This is a genomic window from Mycoplasma sp. 6243, assembly GCF_051200785.1.
In the GTDB taxonomy this organism is placed as follows: Bacteria; Bacillota_I; Bacilli_A; order Mycoplasmatales; family Metamycoplasmataceae; genus Mycoplasmopsis.
Map to the genome: position 1 here is coordinate 281,773 of NZ_CP195154.1, position 19,786 is coordinate 301,558.

A 19,786-nucleotide genomic window follows, 5' to 3' on the forward strand; every position below is an offset into this window, starting at 1 on the left:
CTTATTTTAGATAGTATGATATTAAATACTGATTAAAAAGTCTTGTAAATTTATAAGTTACAAGACTTTTTTCATAACAATAGGAGCAATATGAAAGCAAAGCAATTTAAAAATCATAAGGATATTCCGAGTGAATATACCTGAGATTTAGATGATATTCTTAGTGGTAGCAGCATAGAAGAACTAATTTCAGAGTATAAAAAGGTATATAAAAGCAGAATTTTAAATAAAGATAGCAAATATGATAGCATCGAATCTTATTTAACTGATGTGATGTTATCGGAGCAACAAACCAAATTAGCATTTAAAATTGATAATTATATTTCAAATAATTTAAATACCGATTTAGTTAATGCGAAATTTAAACAATTAGAATCAGAATTTCAATTTTTATCACACACACTCAATACCGAGTTTGGTTCTGAATCGAATCGTTTTTATGCTAATATGGAAAAAATGAAGGTATGAAAAGACGATCCTCGCTTAGCATCGTATCGTCGCAGTATTTGTGATCAAATCCAAGAATATGAGCATAAATTAGATGATAAAGTTGAAGAATACTTAGTTAATTCAGCATTCGGGCAACCAAATCCACATAATATCTTTAGTATTCTTTCAAATAGTGAGTTATATTATGGAACAGTTAAAACTAAAAAAGGTAAGAAAATTAAACTTAATCCCACTATTTATCAAAAACTTCTTAAATCCGATGATGCTAATGTGCGTAAGCAAGCATATTTAAATTATTGAAAAGCATTTACTAACCACAAAGATACATTTGCCGAATTATTATTCCAACATTTCAAAGCATTGACTACTGAAGCAAAATTACGTAAATATGATTCTACTGTAGCAATGCTAACAGCTTCAGATAAGGTATCAAATCAAATCTTGATGAAACTTTTTGAAAAAGTTGCTTCAAGTAAAACAATATTAAAAAAATATAAGCAATGAAGTGATAAGTTCTATTATCTTAAATTTCATAGCAAACGTCAAAAATGAGATTACTCTCGCGATTTAGTTAATGTGAAAACTTCTTATACAGTTTCCGAAATGAATGAACTTGCTAAAGCAGCATTAAAACCTTTTGGAGATGAGTATTATCAGCAAGTTTGCAAAGCAATCGATGAGCGATGAGTTGATTATATGAGCACCGATACCAAACGAGGTGGTGCTTATAGCATCGGTGGAACCTATGGAATTGACAAAAAATACATTTTAATGAACTTCGAAGGGACACTGCGTAGTGTTGAAACACTTGTACATGAGTTAGGACATTCAATGCATTCGTATTTTTCAGATACTCGGCAAAACTTACCTAATTCAATGTATCCCATCTTCTTAGCTGAAATAGCCTCAATATACAATGAATTTATGTTAGCAGATTATATGTTAACTAATTCAAAAAACGACAAATTAAAATTTCAAATTCTCGATTCAATGATCGCAGGATTTGTCGGTACTGTTTTAAAGCAAACCAATTGAGCTAACTACGAATATGATCTTTACCAAGCGATTTCACAAGGGAAAGTATCTGGTAGTTATGATTCAATTAGTAAGCTCTATTATGTAAATAATTTAAAATACACTCTAACTAAGCAACCATATTCAGTTGCTAATACCATCCAATCTATTTATGTCCCACATTATTACTATGGATTTTATGTATATAAATATGCTATAGGACATCTAGTTGCTACCTACTTTTTTAGACAATATAAAAAGTCAGGTAAAGTTGCTTTAGATAACTACATAAACAACTTTTTATCAGCAGGTGGTAGTGATTATCCAATTGAGATTTTAAAAAAAGTGGGTGTAGATTTAATGAATGATAACTTTTATGATGATGGATTGCAATTTCTTTCAGAAATAGTGGACCAATGAATTAATTTAGGTAAGAAAATTTTTAAAGTAGACAAAAAAGGAAAATAATATGAAAAAAAAGAAATTTTTATGATTAGGATTGTCAGCAAGTTCTCTGGTATTACCAGTTGCTGTTGCTTGTGGTGGTGGTTCGACCACATCAGTAGGTAATCAAGAAATAACCCCAGGCAATGAAACCGGTTTACCAAAACCACCTGCAGATGATAAATATAACACAGCTTTTGCATATCCTAGCAAGCAAATTGATACACAAAAATATCAATCGACTGATACTTTATTAGGAATTATTAATCCACCTGCAAAAACAATTAATCTTGATGGAATAACCTCTTTTTCACAACAAGCATCAAGCGGATTATATACAGTTAAATACGATTCTACCCATTCTGATTCAAGAAATTTTTACGACCTTTCATTTACCACAGGTGGATTATCGGAATCTACATATGATTCAGAAATTCCAAGATTAGTTGAATTAAACTTTTATGGTCGTCCAGAAGTCACAGAATCTAGTGTGCAAGATACAAACACATTAGAAACAATTAAGACTCGCACAATTCATAAACCATCGGTTTCTAGATATTCATTAGAATTAGCAGATGCAGTTATTTTGACAGTAAAACAAGATGATGGAACAACAAAAGATATGGTTTTTGATCAAGATGATGCTCCATTACTACCAAAGCCCGATAAACCAGATGGTAGTTATTCATTAAGTTTAGTTGAATTGCAAAGTGATAATCCTAGATCGATTAACTCCGATACATTTAGACATGCTTTAAAGAAAGCAACTAAGATGTCATTTAGAATCCGAAAAAATCAAAAATGAATTAATTCTAAAGGTGAAGCAACAAAATATCCAATTAAAGCAGAAGATTTTTGAATGGGAGTATTACGTACCTATGCTGGACAGGATTCACTATTTCGTTTAAATAATGGTGGAACCGAAGAATTAGAAAAATTAGCACGTGAAAAATATGTTGTAAATGGAGATTTATACTTTAGAGCTCAAGGAAACAGTTGAACTAATAAATACTTATATGAACTTTATAACATTGATGTAAATAAAATTTTAGATAAAACACAATCAGTACATGTTGAAGGAACAGGTGATGACCAACGTGAATTCTTTGTTTTACAAGAATTAGATCCAAAAAAAGAATCTAAATTTGATTTAGCATATGATAAGTTTTTCTTTAACAGTTATGATTTAATTCCTGCTCCATCACAATATATCGAAGAAACTGTGGCAAGTAAACAACTACCAAACTTCTATAAAAGTGGTGATATAAGTGATTCAGATAAAACAGATATCAAAAACAAAATCAACAATTTACAAGATGGTTTAGCTAAAGAATCTGGGATATACTGATATGGAATGTCAATGGATTCGGCTTTATATGCTGGTAAATATTACTATGCTGGTTATGATGGAACCTCTTTGACTGATACCTTTAAGTTAAATACAAACTATTGAAATCAAAAGTTTGTTAATAATCCAAGACGTGTAAAACTTTTTCAAAATACCTACACTACAACTCCGTTAGGAGATGGTTTTGCAAAATTTAATTATGAGCAATTCAAAGCAGGTTTAACAGCAAGTGCAAATTATAGTAATTTAAAGGCATACCACGAAGAAATTTCAGCAAACCCTGTGCAATGAGGTTTAAGAGATGTTCAATCTAGAAATACAAGTCATTCAAATAATGGATTTACACCTACATGAATTCCGCAAAATCAACAAGAATCAACAACTGCTTCATTTATGAATGATGCATATACAAAATTAGTTTATGGAGCTTCATTGACTGATATCAAAGCCGGAACTGCAACTAATACATTAAAAGCAGCTACCACAGGTTTAGGAGCAGAATTTATGAATATTCTAACTGCTTCAATCAACTGAGCATATGTTGCACAAGAGTTATTAACACCTAATCTTACAATTCCATGAATTTCAGGATTTGCACAAGATGTAACCATCCGTAATAACGACTCAGATACATCATTGCAATATAATACATTACGTCCATATTGAGACCAATTATCAACTGTGTTTGTAGTAGATTCAAAAACTGGACAAAAAGTTAATCTTGGTGAAAAAATCGGAACCGAATTATTACCATCTGAAAATTCAATAGTTGGTAAAACTGCTGATGATCAATTTAGTTCAAGTGCATTAGATATATTAAAAACAAAGATGAAAGAAGTATTGGATGAATTTTATAAACAACATCCCGATCTTGATAAAGTAGAGGATACAAAGAAAGTAAGATTCACAGTTCGTGCTCGATTTACAAATATTAATTCAGTTCATGAAAATGTTTATAAAGGAATGCAAAAAGTTCTTAATAGTTTATATCCTGATCGTTTTGAAGTTAAATTTGAAAAAAATAATAATAGAAAAGACTTTGATGAATTTTTTAATTTTGGATCAACTCCATACACAGTAACTGGTTGAGGATATGATTATAATTTAGTCGGATCAGGTTTTGATGGATATATGTTTCAAGGTAACTTAATTCAATTATTTACTTGAATTAACACTGATGCAGATTATAAAGCTAAACTTCAAGTAAATTATCCAAACCTTGTTAAAGCAGCTGAATACTGAAAGAAATTTATCGAAGATCCTAAAAATAATGTTAAATTCTCAATTCCACTTGAAAAATTAATTAAGTTGGGAAATAAATACACAAGTGATATTTCTACTTATTTAAATCAATATCAACTTAAAACAGTTGATGGAAAAGAACAATTAGTTCCATTAAGCAAAGAAGACGTGGCAAAATACTTACCCCCACTTACAATTTCAGCAAACTTCTGATTATGATTAAATACATCAGATGAAACAAAAGATGTATTTAATAAAAAAGCATTATTAAATATGGTTGCTGAATTCCGTAATTTAACAGGAATGAATATGACTATAACAACTGGAACATTAAAAGATTCGTTTGTAAAAGGATTGAGCAATCCAAACTTTATTATACCTGCAACACTTGATAATGCTACTAACTATGGTTCATACGAAGTTGCAACCAAATAATATCCAGACAATTAACGCAAGTTAATTGTCTTTGCATTATTAAATAAGGAGATAAATGACTAAGTACATTTTACAACGGATAGGATTTGCATTATTAACATTGATTATCATTATCTTTGTTGTATATACACTTACAGCACAGTTTGCTGATAATCCATTTGTACAAACTGCAAATTCAAAGAACGGTGCTGAAGGTCAAAGTCAGGTAGCATTACAGAATATATCTAGACAAAGTTTTGAAAAAAGTATTGATTATCATTTTCTACCAAGTGATTGACGTGGAAAGTATGACCAATATCAAAATGTTTGAAAAACCTATAAACTTAATCCAATAATTCGTTTTGGTTATTGGGTAAATGATTTATTTACTAATAAAGCGAATCCATTTGGTTTACCATTTGATGATAAATTATTTGCAAGTTTAGGGGTAAATAGCATCCCACAATTATTCTTTTCGCGCTTAAAATACTCAATTATTATCACTTTACCAGCATTTGTTATTAGTGCATTTTTAGGGATATTGTTTGGAATTTTTGCTGGTTATAAACGTGGTACATTAGTTGATGCAGTGGTAAATTTCTTTTCATTAATTTTTATTGCATTACCTTCATTTATAGTAGCACCAATTTTAATTACTATTTTAGCCTCATCTGGTGTTTCACCAACTGTTGCGATACCTGGAACGGCAGAAGCGGCAGCACAGACTCAAAGTCAAGTTGTTATTTCGTGATTACCACCAATTGTGATTATTGTTTTAGGTTCATTATCAGGTTATATCAGTTACACTCGAAATCAAGTTATTACTGTGCTAACATCAAATTATGTTTTAATAGCAAAATCAAAAGGACTAAGTAGAGTTGAAATATTCTTTAAATATGTATTACGTAATATTTCAATTCCACTTGCTGCAATTATCATTCCATCATATATTGGATTGTTAACAGGTGGAATAGTAATCGAAAGATATTGAAAAGTTCCTGGGACATCACAAATTATTGCTAACGCATTTCCGAATGGTGAAATTAATATTATTATGTTTAATACCTTCTTTTTCACATTACTCGGGGTATTTACATCCGTTTTAGTTGATGTTTCATATACCATTTTAGATCCACGCATTAAATATGGAACAAAAGGTTCTAACTTATGAAAACTGTTCTTAGTTACCAGAAAAAGAAACAAAGAATTTGCTAGAATGAAAGCGAAAGGAATATAGATGACTGCAAAAGAATTTAATAAAAAATATAAATTATCTTTTAATGGTATACAAACTCCTTTTGCACTAGCAAATAACCAAAAAACATTTTCTAATATAGCTGGAAAACCAAAAAAATTACTTTTAGAAATTCTCAAAAGATTCTTTAAAAGTTGACCATCCGTATTATTTTTAATTGTCTTTATAATCGTGCTTTTAATTTCGATTATTGTAACTATTAGTTCTAAATATTCAGCAAATGAATCGATTTCAGACACAATTAGTTTAAATTTAATTGCAGATCAACAAGGTAAAACTATTTTTGGGCCTCCTTCGATAAAATCTTTACCAGCTTCGTATCAACCTTATATAACACTAAAAAGCGCTGGTTTTGAACAAGATATTCCGAAATACAAAGCAGCTTTTCACGAAAATTATGGAGGCTTTTTTGATAAGTTTTTAGATATTTCAAAAGATGCCACTGCTGCTTCAGTTTTAAAAACAAGAGAATATACAGTGCAAGGCATTAATGGATCAACAAAGCAATCTGAAATATTAATTGATATGTATCGTTGATACCGAGTATACAGTGCATATTTGATTTTTGATAAATCAAATATTGCACAAAATTTAAATCAAAACGAATATCAAAGTTTATATGATCAAGCACTTGCTTTAAATCCACAAACAAAATTAGATACTTTTTTAGGAACAACCGCAAAGGGTATCGATATTTGAACTCGATCATGAGTTGGAACTTGAAAAGCACTACGTTTAGCATTTATCGTAGCATCAATTCAAACTATTATTGGTGTTATTATAGGAGCATATTTAGGATTCCATGTTGGTTCTAAAATAGATACTATTATGATGCGACTTATTGATATTTTTTCAGCACCACCAACCCTTATTTGATTGTTAATTGCAGTTACCTTATTCGGTACATCTGATTTAGCCTTAGGAATTGCATTGGTTGTAGTAGGGTGAGTTGGATCAGTAGGGGGAACTCGTTTATTTATAATCACTGTTAAAGATTCTGAGTTTATAACTGCATCCAAATCAGTAGGTGCTTCAAAAATTCGTTTGATTTATAAACATGCATTACCAGGAATAATTGGTAAAATTGCTACTAATTATGTAACTCAAATTCCATCAATTATCCTTTCTGTTTCATCCCTTGCTTTCTTAGGATTTTTTAGTAGTGACACTGATGTAAACTTAGGTGAAATAATCTTTTCAGCATCATCTGAAGCAGCACAAAACTTTTGATCATTATTACTACCTGCCTTAATTTTACTTTCAATTTCAGTATCATTATACTTTATCGCATTAGGTGTTCATGATGCTCTTGATCCAAAAGTAATCAAAACTAAATAGGAGATTTTATGCAAGAAAAATTATTAGTTGTCAAAGATCTTAAAGTTAGTTTTAAAACCGGTTATAACAAATTCATCAGCATAGTGCGAGGAGTTGATATTACTATCAACCGTGGAGAAATAGTTGGTTTAGTCGGTGAATCAGGATCTGGTAAGTCAGTTACATCAAAAGCATTTTTAAATATTAATGATAATTCAGTTGTTTCTGCTGAAATTATGCAAATTGATGGAATTAGCTTAATTGATTCAAAAAAAGAAAGTTACTGACAAAAGATTCGTGGACACAAAATTGGTTACATCCCACAGGACCCACTTACATCATTAAATCCAACCCGTAAGGTAGGAAAACAACTTTTAGATGCTTTAAATAAAAATCCAGAATGAAAAAGTAAGCCATATAGTGAAAAAAGAAAATACTTAGTAGGTTTACTTGATAAATTTGGAATCCGTAATTGTGAAAGTGTCTTTGATATGTATCCACATACTTTGTCGGGTGGGATGAAGCAAAGAGTTGTAATTACGATGGTTGTGGCATTAAAGCCAAGCTTAATAATCGCAGATGAACCAACAACAGCACTTGATCCAACAGTGCAAGCATCGGTGTTAGCTTTATTTGATGAAATCCGTACTTCAATGAATATTGCTATTATCTTAATTAGTCATAATATTTCAGTTGTAGCTAAATTTTGTGATTATATTTATGTTATGTACGCTGGAAAAATAGTTGAAAAAGGAAGCAAAAAAGATATTTTTACTGATCCAAAACATCCATATACATGAGCGTTGATTTCTGCGATCCCAGAAAACAAAGAAGATCGCTTATATTCAATTAAAGGAACACCACCTGATATGAATAATTTACCACTTGGCGATGCTTTTGCTCCGAGAAATGATTATGCATTAGAAATTGATTTTATTAAAGAACCTCCATTATTTGAAGTTTCTTCCACCCATGCAGCTGCAACATGATTGCTGCATCCTGATGCACCCAAAGTTTCATTAAGTCCCGAATTAACATCACGATTAAAAAGCTTTAAAGAGGTATTTAAAGATGAGTAAAATACTTGAAGTTACAAATTTAAAAAAGTTCTTTATTAATAAAAATCATATTAATAAAGCAGTCGACGATGTTAGTTTTGATGTTTCTGAAGGTGAAATCCTTGGTTTAATTGGTGAATCTGGTTCTGGTAAAACAACCGTAGGACGTTCGTTGCTTCGTTTATATGATGATTATAACGGTTTTGTTCGAATTAATGGTAAATTAGTATCAGGGAAGCAAATTTCACGCAAAACAAATCGCTTTATGCGTAAAAATATTCAAATGATTTTCCAAGACCCTATGGCTTCATTAAATGGACAAAATAATATCTTTAGCATTCTAAAAGAACCCTTAGTGGTAAATCGTGTTATAAAAAATAAAATTTCTGATATTAAAAAGGATTGAGAATCGGTCCAATACAACTTTCATTATTCTTTTTTAGAAGAAGCGCTGAAATTAAAATTGGAGAATTTAAAAATAGCAAACTCATTAAACCAACCATTTTATAATAAATGAAATGAATATTTTAATAATTTCAACTTAGATGCAGTTGAAGGAAGTTTTGAAGATAAATTTAATGCATATTTTGCATACTTAGAAGAAAAAAGTAAAAATAACTCACTGATTATTGATAGTTTATACAAGAACACTGAAAAATTAATTAGTTTATATGATCAGAAGAAACAGCAATTTCGAAATGAACAAATTGATTTAGATGAGGTTGAACTAAAACAAGCAAGGGCTGAATATAAAAAACAAAAACAACTGCTTTGACACACATATGAGTATTTTGAATCTAAACAAAATACTTTTAATGCTGCTAGCGAACTAAAAAAATCTTTATTTTCTTGAAGAGAAAAGTATTTGGATTCAAAAAACTCATTAAATAACTTTATTTCAGAGTTAAAAAATGAATCAAAATTACTTTTTAATGAAGCATATGGAAGTCCATATATTGATTATTTTGCTTATAAGGTAAAAATATATCATCTAAATAATCATATTAAAAAGATATTTATAAAGCATAAATCTAAACTTAGATACTTAGATTTTGACGAGTTGCAACAGTTAATTAATCATTTGCAAGACAAATCAAGTGAGTTTTTTAAACATCAACTTAATGCCAATCCATTTGATTTTAATAAACTTTCTGAATTTTCAAAAACTATTAAAAATATTGTGGTTTCAAATTTCAACTTTGATTTATCGGATTATTTAAAGCAATCTAAATATATCCAGGATCAATATCGAAGCGATGCTAAAAGTAAGTGAAAAACCTTTGTAAAAAGCTTAAAAACAACCATTAAAGGATTTTTTGTTAAACCAAAAATAAATAAAGATGCTTTTAACCAAGCAAAACAAAGATTGCAACAAACACAAGAAAACTTCGATAAAGAACTTCAAACTTATATGGATTCATATAAATTAAGAGTTTTAGAACTTAAAAAGCAAGTTCAAGAGCAAGAAGATATTAGTAAATCATTTATTGCTATTGATAAAGGATTGATAGGTAAATTCAACCAAATCCATAAACAATTTTTAGCATACTTTAAAGCAAATTATATTGATAAAACTAAGCAGCAACTTATTAATAAAAAAGATGATGTGCATTTACATAACAAACTTAAAGCAACATTAAAGCAATATAAAGTTGATTATAAAGTTTTTATTTCAAATGTATATGATAAGTTAAATGGAATTAAATCTTTTGAAATTGAAAGTAGGTATTTAAATAAAGACTTGAAAGCTATTTATTTATTTTTAGGTATATCCAATTATGATATTTTCCTGCAAAATAAATTTTATAAAAAACCAATTAATTTCATCACTAAATTTTGACGGATTCATAAGATATCAAGTCTTTTAACACGTAATACCATATACAAAAGTTTAGAAGATGTTGGTTTGTTAAAACAATTTGCCTATCGTTATCCACATGAATTTTCAGGTGGTCAACGTCAAAGAATTGTGATAGCTCGTGCTTTAATCACAGAACCAAAAATCATTGTTGCTGATGAACCAATTGCTTCTTTGGATATCTCGATTCAAGCACAAATTGTTAACTTGCTTAAGGATTTATGTAAACAAAAGAACATTGGAATGATTTTTATTGCACACGATTTATCAATGATTGAATATATTGCAGATCGGGTATTAATAATGCATTTAGGTAAAATTGTTGAATCAGGGCATACTAATGCAATTTATCAAAACCCAATTCATCCATATACAATTAATTTATTTAAAGCTATCCCTAAAATTTCAAATGCAAATGAGAAATTTAAGGATGTAAAATTTGAACTTTCATATATGGATGAGCAAAAATATCCAAATCTACCTAAAAATCAAGATATTAGCGAAAATGAGCAAACTCATTATGTTTATGCAACAGATGAGCAAATCCTAAAATGAAGCAAATAATGTGAGCAAAATTTACTAATTTAATTAAATCACAGTTTAAAAGCAAACGATTTTATTACATTTTATTAGCATACTTTTTTATCTTCTGGCTTATTTTTGCTATTTCTGCTGGGATAAACTATAAAAAAGATGTAAATTGAATTATTAATGCTTTTACTGCTTCTGCCTTAATAACATTAGCATTTGTATTACTTATTTTAGTGTTTAAATGAGGATTTATGGAACGAACATTTGAAAGATTTCGTGAAAATAAGTCTATTTCATCGCGATATAAAGAAGAAAAAAAGATGTTAAGAATGACTCATGCTGAAAAAGTTGTATATTTAGAACAAAAAAAACACAAACAGCAACCAAAAATCAAAAAATCTAATTTTCCATTTTATTTTAACTTAATAATTTATTTTATTGCAAGTTTAATAGTTGTAATTATCGCTTATGCATAAAACACATTCAGTTGTGTTTTGTTTTTAAAAAATGCAAAAACATATTAAAAAAATGATTTTTTTACACTTTTTATTATTATTTTGTTTATAATATATGTATATATTTAAAAATAAAGGAGAAATATGAAACACTATGATGTCGTAGTATTAGGTGCTGGACCTGGTGGGTACACTTTGGCTGGTATTCTATCAAGCAACGGGCTTAAAGTAGCCTTAGTTGAAAAAGAAGATTTAGGTGGAACCTGTGTTAACAAAGGCTGCATCTCTACTAAAACTTTAATTAAGTCAGCAAAAGTTTTAGACACAATTCAACATTCTGAAAAATATGGAGTTTTCAACAAATACCTTGGATATAGCTTCCAAGTAATGCAAAACCGTCGTAAAGCAAACAAAGAACTTTTGAACGGTGCTATTAGCAACTTTTTAGCAGGTGCTCATGTTGATGTATTCAAAGGAATGGGTACTGTTGTAGATGAACACAGTTTAACAGTTAATGAAGAAACATTACACTTTGATAAATTAGTTGTAGCAACTGGTTCATCAAATCGTGCATTAAGCATCGAAGGTGCCAAGGAAGCATATGAATCAGGATACTTAATCGATTCTGAACAAGCAATGAAATTAGATGCTGCACCAAAAACACTAGTAATTATTGGAGCAGGACCTATTGCATTAGAATTTGCTTATTTTTATAGCACATTAGGAACTAAAGTTACTATTTTATGTAACACTAAATTCTTAGCACATCTTGATCCACACGCTGCTAAGGCGGTTCGTGCTACCTTAGAAGCAAAAGGTGTTGTAATTGTTGATGAAATGAACTTAGAATCAGTTTCTAATGGATTTGTAAGTTATCAATGAAAAGAGCAAAAACACTCATTGGCTTCACAAAAAGCATTAGTAGCAATTGGTAGAGTAGCAAACCTATCTGGTCTAGATGCACTTAAATTAAAACTAAATGCTCGTGGATTTGTTGAAGTAAATGAATCAATGAAAACCAGTTTAGACCATGTTTATGCTTTAGGTGATGCAACTGGATTATTTATGCTTTCTACCGTTGCTTACAAAACAGCAGATGTGATTGCTAAAGATATTTTAGGATTACAACCTGAAAAATTAAACTTAAACAATGTTCCATGAGCAATTTATTTAAACCCTGAATTAGCCGGTGTTGGTAAAACAGCCACTCAATTAGAAAAAGAAGGGGTTGAATTTAATGAAGTAATGGTTCCTGGTATGGCATTACCAAGAATGCATGCTGATGGTTTAGCAAATGAATTGGCTTTCGTTAAATTCTTTGTTTCTAAATCAACCGGAGAAATTCTAGGAAGTTTTATGTTCTTAGAAGGTGGACATATTTTAATCAACCAAGTCGCATTTGCAATGCAACAAAAAGTTACCTTTAAACAACTACAAGAATCTATTTACACACACCCAACTATTGCTGAAGCACTTTATTATTCATCACGTACTGTGGCTTTAAAGAAAAATGCTTAAGTTCAAGCAACAAGTTCTTAAACATCGTGACGTAATAGAGAAATGTTATATTGTAATTAACATAGTAGTGTTGGTATATGTTTCACTTTATAATTTTGATTATAAAGTGTGAGCATGACAAAACCCGAACCGTTCGGTTGCAATTATCAATGTTTTAGTTTCATTTTCTGGTATCTTTGGTATTTTAGCTAATTATTTCTTTTCAAAGCATTATAAAATCGCTTATTTGCTAAGCTTGATAAATATTATCTTCTTTATCTGCTTTGCTTTCTATAACTATTTAATTATCGATGGGTTAATTAATTTATTCATATATATACCAATTTTAATTTTTAACTTCCATAAAACATATATTCGTAAAAAGATTGTCTTTGAATACTTTGTTTCGGGTGTTCATACATGAACTTTTTTTGGAATGATTTTTATTATTTTATCAATTGCTTTTTACTTCTTAAATCCACAAGTTACTTATTTATACAACATCACTTTTGGATTCGATCCTGTGCAAAATGCTTTTGGGACCTTTTATAAATATAAACTTGATGGAAACATACTATTATCAATGATTAATTCACTTTCAGTTGTAGCATTGATGATGCTTTCATTAGGTTTTCGAGAAAACTGATATGTATGAATTGTTAAAAACATCATTTCCTTTGTCTTCTTTGGTGGAGTTGGTTTCTTTAGCATTGTTGTAATTTTATTAAATGCAGTGTATATGAATATGTCATTATTCTACTTTTATGTAACTTCAAGAAAACAAGAAGTTAGAGTTAAACTACAAACAGAAGCAAATTCAGTTCTCTCAGCACATATGGCTGCTTCGTTAAAAGAAAACGGATATGTAATCTATGATAAAATTGAAGTTGCTAATAAGCTCTCATATGCAGATGCTAAAAAGTTATTAAAAGAATCAATTTATCAATTTAAACCTACCTATGGAAATATGAAGAATATTATTTTATGAGATATGAAGTCCTTACTTCATACCATCGAATCGCGCATTGTGTTGGATAGTAAAATATCTAAGTTAAAATGAGCATTTAGAAAGAAAATTTATCAACTTTCAATTCTCCTTAGACCAAAAATGGATTATACAACTAACATTGAAAAATTACCACATTTATTAACTTCTTTTGATCACAGTTATACATATAACTAGGATTTTATAAAACACATAAAAATTTTATGTGTTTTATTTTTTTGATAAATATAGCAAAAAATCGTGAATTATTAAACAAAATTTTACTAATTACTATAGTATATAATTTTGTAAGGATTTAATAATGAACAATAACTTTGAATTATCTAATTTCGAAAAAACAAGACTGATAAATTTACAAACAGTAATGCAATTTAGTGATTTAACAATACAGAGTTTAGCAAAAAAATCGGAAAATCTCTCGTAACTGTTATTAAATATAAGAAAATTAGTACAAAAGGGAGAAGAAGTTTATTAAAAAATTTGTTCTTCATAAGAATAGAGATAACATTCATGCCTGAAAATACTCAAATGAAGAGATAAAGAAATTAGCAGAAGATTATAATAATAAAAAACTCCTCACTAAGCGACGGGAAGAGTTCAACAGATTCATATTTGAGTTTGTTTTTATATAATGAAAAAATAAACTCGAATATATCTTACTCTCAATTTCATAAAAGACTAATAAAATTAGGTGTTACATCTGCTTTTGCTTATAAAAGTAGCAAAAATTCTGCAAAAAATATGTAAAGTATGCAAAATTAACGAATAAGGAATATCTTTTTGATAATATGGTTTTTAAAAAACCTAAGAAAAAAGAAGTAATTAGAACCGAACAAAGACGAAATTTCTCATTTGGTCAAAGGGTAGAAATAGATGGATGCTCACACAAATTCTTAAATAATAAAGAAATAACATTAATTGGTTCCATTGATGTAGCAACAGGTTTAATTTTGTCATTACATTTTGAGAAAAAAGCAGAATCATTAAATGGACATCAATCAAATATTGAAAAAATGATAAATAATTATGGAATTCCACAAATGATTATTACAGATAACAGAAAGAATTTTTATAATTCTGCTGAATCAAATGCTTCTACATATAATGCCGTAAGAGATTTAGGAATAGAATTTATAACCACTTCTGAATCAAACGGAAAACCACATATTGAACGTTTTTGAGATTTTTTGCACAAAAGAGAATTCCAAGTTGAAATAAAAGACCACAATTATAAAACAATTGAAGAATTGAACCAAAATATAGGTGAATTAATGAATTATTTAAATATTACAAGAAAAAGTGTTATACAAAATCCACAAAGTAATTTCTTTAGACAACCACATAAAGAATACCTAGAAAATTACTTTGATTTAGAGATAAAAAGAAAAATTAATGCTGCTGCAGTAACTTATAATAATGTAAATTATGCACCCTATGAAAATGACAAAAGAATTAAAATTAATAGCAGCACAGATATAAAATTTGTCATAGGAACAGACGAAAAATTATATTTTAGAACCAAAAATAAAAGATATGAAGCAAAACCGATATCTACAAAAGATATGACTCATTATGAGAAAATAGCATCTGAAAAAACGCTCGCTATTAGGGGTAAAAGAAGTATAAATCATATCAAGACTTCTTTCGAGTGGTTTCTCCTTTAATAAATTACTTGATTTAAAAATTAGAAAAATTGCTTCATCTGATAAATATACAAATTGATGAAATAAAAATATTGCAACAAATACTAGATGAACTCAGAAGATGCTCGTAAAAAACTCGATAACATCACAAATTTATAAAATCAAACAAACAAAATTTATGAATATTTTACCACAAGAAGTCTTGGGATTTTTCCTTTACAGGAAAATCGTTTAAAACATACACATACAAATGTTTTAAGGGTTTCTCACTTTTACCACTCCTAACCCCCGCCTACATAGCAAAATAGTATGGGGAATTTTCTTTTTGAAAAAAAGAAACAAAAAAACTTTATATCTGTGGCAGATACGCAAATATTTTATTTGCTACAAGTCACTTTTTCAGATTTTGTTTTTTATATTTTTATATAAAGGTGTTTTATTATAAAAAGTAAACAGAAAAATCTTAAATTAGACTTTTTATGGTATTAAAAAAACTGGTAAAAAAGTGATTAATCCTGCTTTATGCTATATAATTTTTATACATTGTAACTATGTAAAGTTTTGAATAATATTTCAGAATTTTTTTGATAAATATAGCAAAAAATAAGCAAATAGTTTATAATTAAAATATGAATATAGCAAAATTAATCAGAAATGTTCCCGACTTTCCAAAACCAGGGATAATGTTTAAAGATATATCACCTTTATTAGCAGACGGAGAGGCTTTAAATTATACAATTTCAAAGATTGCTGATGAGTGCAAAGATGTTGATATCATAGTAGGCCCAGATGCGCGAGGATTCTTATTCGGTACACCCGCTGCTGCTTTTTTAAAAAAACCATTTATTATGGTTCGTAAGCCTAATAAACTACCAGGTGAAGTTATTTCTATGTCTTATGATTTGGAATATGGAAGCAATAGTTTAGAATTACAAAAAGGGTTTGTTAAACCAGGTCAAAAGGCTGCAATTGTGGATGATGTGCTTGCAACTGGTGGAACGACCAAAGCAATTATTAAGTTATTAGAATCGCAAGGAGTTGAAGTTAAAAAAGTAATTGTTTTATTAGAATTACAAGAATTGCATGGAAGAAAATTATTAGGTGAACATACCGAAGTAGTTTCATTAATTAAGGTATAAAAATCACAAATTAGGCATCTAATTTGTGATATTTTTTTTAACTTAACACAAAAGTTTGTGAGTATTCTTTATTGTCGTCATCAATATGGTATTTAAATGTTAATGTGTTTGTATTAGGATCTCAAGCGGAATCGGTGAATTTTTTAACATCTGATTTTTTTGATGTAATTCTATTTGCATATGATGCATCTGCAAAAGAAAATAATTTATTATCATTTTTATTTCCCATACCTAATATTCCAACATATTCTTTTCCTTTGGTTCCATATTTTTGTAAACCAGGAAATTTTTGATTTTGAATTTTATTTTTCTTTGGCTTTGTTTTCTTTTCGAGTGCTTTTTGAATTTGTTCTTTGACTTTTTCTTTTGTAACACCATCATATAATTTTAATGGAGCAGTTTTAATAGTGTCTTCACTTTGTTTTGGACTTTCTTCTTCATTTTCATTACCTACATTTTTTGATTCATAACCACCTGCAACTTTTGCATTATCGGAATCTTCTACATTATTTTTTGGTAAAGTTTCAGTTTTTAATTTTGGTTGTTCTTGCGGGTTTTCGGTTCCGTTAAGTGGAGTTCCTGTTTGTGCTGAATCACTTGGTTGGTTTTGTTCATATTGCTGTTCGTGATTTTCGTTTGGATTAGGTTGGTTATTTTGACTTGCTACAACTCTATGTTCTGATTCAGAAGATTTTAATGTAGGTTCTTCTGAAAGGGTATCTTTCTGATTATTTTCTTCAGTTGGTGTTTTTGCACTTTGATCATTTGTATTATCATTAGATGTTGGTTCTGAGTTTTCTAGTTGATTTTTAGAAGTTTCACTTGATGTTGTTTGTGCATTTGCATTAGGCTTTTCAGCCTTTAATGCTGCTGGAGCAGGGGGTATTTCATGGACTGTTTCACCTGAACCAGATTGTATATTTTGTTCATTGTTATTTTTTTGTACAGAAACAGAATTACCTGTGGGTTGAGTAGAGTTTTTTGGCGAATCACTTTCTGTTTTTGGATTTGTTGTATCTGATGAATCAGGTTTTCCTTGCGGAGTTTTTGTAGAATCTGTGGTTTTTGGTTCGTTGTCAGTTTTAGAATTTACATCTTTAGGTGATTCTTCTCTTGAAGAATCTTGATGTTCTGTATTTTGTTGCTTTGTCTCTGCAGAACTAACCTTTTCATTAGTTTTACCTGTTGAGTTTGTTTTTTGATTACCCTTATCAGATGGAGTATTATTTGTTTGTGATGTATTAGGATTTTTTGGATCTTGTTCTTGTGTTGTTATATTAAGTTTGATTTTTTGCTCGTATGTTTTATTTTCACCATCAACTATATATCTAAATGTTAATGTTTTGTCTTCTTCATTTCAAATTGAACTCTCAAATACATTATTGTTATGTTTATTACGTCCCTTCTTTCTAGTTTTCTTAGTTTCAGAGGTTTGTGTTTTTGGGATATCTTTTAATTTTAGTGGATCAAGTCCATCTTTTGTTTTAAAGAGTTTATTATCATCACTTGTACCACCAGTTGCTATTCCAAAAAAAGTAAGTGCTATTTTCTGCTTTTCCAGCTTTGTCTCTTTATATCTTTGTAACCCAGGGAATACATTTTTCTTTGTTGGCAATCTTTCTTTAATCTTATTATAAATTTTTTCATCTGTAACATTAGGTAATTTTTCTAATGCATTTTCATATGAAATTGGTTCAGTATTTTCAGATTTGTTTGTTTTTTCACCTTCATCTGTTTCGGATGTAATTGGAGTTTTTGGAGGGGTACTACTTCTTGCTCCAGATGTTTGTTTTTGTTCAGAACTTTGAGTTTCTTGTTTTGTTTTATCTACATCAGGTTTAGGAGCAGATGTTCCATTTTTATTAGTAGGTTGATCATTATCTTTTGTAGAAGGTTCGGTTATATTAGTTAATTTAATAATTTGTGTGTATTCTGTTTTGCTACCAATTACCATATATTTAAATGTAATAGTTTTAGTTTGAGGATCTCAGGTTGAATTTAGAAATTTGCGATTATCTTTGGTTTCAGGATTACCATCTGATGTAAGTTTAGTAATATCCAATCCATCTCTAACATCAAATAATTGATTATCAGTTCCGTTTCCTCCTCCTGATATTCCAATAAAGTTTGGATTATTATATCTTTGCAACCCTTTAAAAGGTTTTTCTAATATCTTATTATAAATCACTTGATCACTTATATTTGGTTTTTTAACTAAAGCATTTGAATAATCTATGTTTGTTTCTGTTTGGTTTTTTGGATTTTGCTCGGATGTTTTTTCAACTATATTTGTTAAAGTTATGGTTTGTGAATATTGCATTGCATCACCAATTACCATATATTTAAATGTAATAGTTTTAGTTTTAGGATCTCATATAGATTTATCGAATACTCTATTGTTTTTAGTTTCCTCTTTTCCATCTGATGTAAGCTTACTAATATCTAATCCATCTCTAACTGAAAATAATTGGTTATCAGTTCCATTACCTCCACCAGCTATCCCTATAAAATCAGGATCTTTATATCTTTGTAATCCTTTAAAAGGTTTTTCTAATATTTTATTATAAATTACTTGATCACTTATATTTGGTTTTTTAACTAAAGCATTTGAATAATCTACTTTATCAGGTTTATTTTTTTCATCACTTGGATTAGGATTGTTTTTGATAGGTAGATTTTGAGATTGTGGGTTATTAGGTTTAGGTTTTTCAATAGGATGTGTTGGTGTAGTTTTTGTAACCTGCATTTTTGGAGAATTTAAATCAACTGGTTTTGCTTCTTCTTTTATTTTTGGTGAGCAGCTTACAGCAATAACAATAGGAGTTATAGTTAAAGATGCAATTGATAAGAATAATTTTGATAACTTGTGCTTTTTCATAATTTCCCTTAAATTTCTTATAGAAATATTTTATAATTTTTATGTATATAATTAATTATATATATAAAAAGTATGTAATCTTATATAAAATAAATATTTTCATAATTTCCATAAAAAGATATCGTTATTTAACGATTATAGAGTAATAATATCTCATATTGCTTTCTTATATCATATGTTATAAATATAAGAATATATATATAAAAGTATTTCCACATTTTAAAAGATAGAAATTAA

General features: G+C 28.9%; 13 protein-coding genes. 12 read left to right on the forward strand and 1 reads right to left on the reverse strand.

The window, feature by feature from the left end; all coding sequences use genetic code 4:
* Positions 1–90 precede the first annotated feature (90 nt).
* The 12 genes from pepF (at position 91) to ACR82Z_RS01420 (ending at position 16,671) form a co-directional block, all read left to right on the forward strand.
* Complete coding sequence (gene pepF / locus ACR82Z_RS01365; RefSeq protein ID WP_435130189.1) at positions 91–1,932, forward strand: oligoendopeptidase F; 1,842 nt, start codon at positions 91–93, stop codon at positions 1,930–1,932.
* A gap of 1 nt (position 1,933) precedes the next feature.
* Complete coding sequence (locus ACR82Z_RS01370) at positions 1,934–4,933, forward strand: OppA family ABC transporter substrate-binding lipoprotein (protein WP_435130192.1); 3,000 nt, start codon at positions 1,934–1,936, stop codon at positions 4,931–4,933.
* Positions 4,934–4,988: 55 nt separating this feature from the next.
* Positions 4,989–6,149, forward strand: a complete 1,161-nt coding sequence (locus ACR82Z_RS01375; RefSeq protein ID WP_435130195.1) for an ABC transporter permease — start codon at positions 4,989–4,991, stop codon at positions 6,147–6,149.
* Entirely contained in the window at positions 6,150–7,505 is a 1,356-nt protein-coding gene (locus ACR82Z_RS01380) for an ABC transporter permease (protein ID WP_435130198.1), read from the forward strand.
* An 8-nt stretch (positions 7,506–7,513) separates the two neighbouring features.
* Positions 7,514–8,563, forward strand: coding sequence for an ABC transporter ATP-binding protein (locus ACR82Z_RS01385; RefSeq protein WP_435130201.1), 1,050 nt, complete (start codon positions 7,514–7,516; stop codon positions 8,561–8,563).
* On the forward strand, positions 8,556–10,964 hold the full coding sequence (locus ACR82Z_RS01390; protein ID WP_435130203.1) for an ATP-binding cassette domain-containing protein: 2,409 nt from the start codon (positions 8,556–8,558) through the stop codon (positions 10,962–10,964). The genes ACR82Z_RS01385 and ACR82Z_RS01390 overlap by 8 nt, the downstream gene beginning before the upstream one ends.
* Positions 10,952–11,407, forward strand: coding sequence for a hypothetical protein (locus ACR82Z_RS01395; protein ID WP_435130206.1), 456 nt, complete (start codon positions 10,952–10,954; stop codon positions 11,405–11,407). Before ACR82Z_RS01390 ends, ACR82Z_RS01395 begins: the two co-directional genes overlap by 13 nt.
* A gap of 123 nt (positions 11,408–11,530) precedes the next feature.
* A complete protein-coding gene (locus ACR82Z_RS01400) occupies positions 11,531–12,904 on the forward strand; it encodes a dihydrolipoyl dehydrogenase (RefSeq protein ID WP_435130209.1) in 1,374 nt (457 codons plus the stop codon).
* On the forward strand, positions 12,897–14,066 hold the full coding sequence (locus ACR82Z_RS01405; RefSeq protein WP_435130212.1) for a nicotinamide mononucleotide transporter: 1,170 nt from the start codon (positions 12,897–12,899) through the stop codon (positions 14,064–14,066). Before ACR82Z_RS01400 ends, ACR82Z_RS01405 begins: the two co-directional genes overlap by 8 nt.
* 124 nt (positions 14,067–14,190) lie before the next feature.
* Positions 14,191–14,313, forward strand: coding sequence for a hypothetical protein (locus tag ACR82Z_RS01410; protein WP_435128362.1), 123 nt, complete (start codon positions 14,191–14,193; stop codon positions 14,311–14,313).
* 364 nt (positions 14,314–14,677) lie between these two features.
* The gene (locus tag ACR82Z_RS01415) at positions 14,678–15,553 is read left to right on the forward strand and encodes a hypothetical protein (protein ID WP_435130215.1); all 876 of its coding nucleotides are present in this window, start codon (positions 14,678–14,680) and stop codon (positions 15,551–15,553) included.
* A gap of 608 nt (positions 15,554–16,161) precedes the next feature.
* Positions 16,162–16,671, forward strand: coding sequence for an adenine phosphoribosyltransferase (locus ACR82Z_RS01420; RefSeq protein WP_435130218.1), 510 nt, complete (start codon positions 16,162–16,164; stop codon positions 16,669–16,671).
* Between the two features lie 37 nt (positions 16,672–16,708).
* On the opposite strand, the gene ACR82Z_RS01425 is transcribed toward ACR82Z_RS01420, so the two are convergent.
* On the reverse strand, positions 16,709–19,549 hold the full coding sequence (locus tag ACR82Z_RS01425; protein WP_435130221.1) for a hypothetical protein: 2,841 nt from the start codon (positions 19,547–19,549) through the stop codon (positions 16,709–16,711).
* Positions 19,550–19,786: the final 237 nt, after the last annotated feature.